We start from the raw sequence: 1193 nt of genomic DNA, 5'->3' as shown, positions 1-1193 counted from the left end.
CATTTTCCTTAACAGTTTGTGAGAACGTACCAATCTGGTCAAGTGAGCTACCAAAAGCAATGAGACCGAAACGAGAAACCGTTCCGTAAGTTGGCTTAAGGCCAACAATCCCGTTAAAGGCAGCCGGTTGGCGGATAGAGCCACCTGTATCTGAACCAAGAGACAAACGGACTTGACCTGAAGCTACAGCTGCTGCCGAACCACTAGATGACCCACCAGGAACCTTGCTGTGATCCCAAGCATTCTTGGTTGATCCATAGTAAGAAGTCTCACCAGATCCACCCATAGCAAATTCATCCATGTTAGTTTTCCCGATGACAATCATATCTTTAGCTTTGGCATTAGCAACCGCTGTCGCATCAAAAATAGGCTCGTAGTTATAGAGCATTTTTGAGGCCGCAGTCGTCAAAATGCCGTCAGTAGAGATATTGTCTTTGACAGCGAATGGAATCCCTGACAGGAGTTTGTCAGCATCGATTCCTTTTTCGTCAATGGCCTTAGCTTGTGCAAGGGCAGCTTCTTCTGCTACTGTCACAAAGGCATTGACTGCTTCTTCACGCGCCTTGATATCGTCAATGGTCGCTTGTGTCAATTCGGTTGCTGAAATTTCCTTAGAGACAAGGAGATTGTGCAACTCTTCAATGGTTTTATTGTTGAATGACATTAGGCATCTCCTCCATCTTCTAGGATAGCTGGTACTTTGATGTAGTAATTGTCTTTTTCAGGTACATTTTTAAACAAACGGTCACGGTCAGTCCCTTTTTCAGCAACATCCGGACGCAGTACAGTCTTGCGGTCCGCCATGGTCGTTGTTGGGGCAACACCAGTTGTGTCCACTTCTTCCAACAATTCCACCATATCAACAATCTTCGATAAGGTTGTCGCAAACTCAGCTGTCTCTTCTGGAGAGAATTTCAATTTTGAAAGATTGGCAACGTGGGTTACCTCTTCTTGCGTAATTTTCATCTTGCTTCCTTTCGTGAAATGATGATTTTTCAATACCCTCTATTTTACCACAATTTAGCCTAATTTGCTGGGAGGATAAAAAAACTGTAGCAACTTTTTTGTCACTACAGTTTACCAATATACAGCTTTTTCAAAACAGTTATCGTATGGGCATCAAGAGCTTTCTCCAGGCTTCTAACATTTCTGGTTTCAAATAATGTTTTGCCAGGTCGTATGAGGCTTGGTAC

Annotated in this window: 2 protein-coding genes; both read right to left on the bottom strand. The window is 43.3% G+C overall.

The features are described from left to right. On the bottom strand, positions 1-664 hold a 664-nt coding region (locus CGS49_RS13570; protein WP_242975479.1), incomplete at its 3' end, for an amidase. Next, entirely contained in the window at positions 664-966 is a 303-nt protein-coding gene (gene gatC, locus CGS49_RS13565) for an Asp-tRNA(Asn)/Glu-tRNA(Gln) amidotransferase subunit GatC (RefSeq protein WP_002884769.1), read from the bottom strand. The genes gatC and CGS49_RS13570, both read right to left, overlap by 1 nt. Positions 967-1193 lie beyond the last annotated feature (227 nt).

The organism is Faecalibacterium langellae, from assembly GCF_002549775.1.
In the GTDB taxonomy this organism is placed as follows: domain Bacteria; phylum Bacillota; class Clostridia; order Oscillospirales; family Ruminococcaceae; genus Faecalibacterium; species Faecalibacterium langellae.
This window is presented reverse-complemented; position numbering and strand designations above follow the sequence as displayed.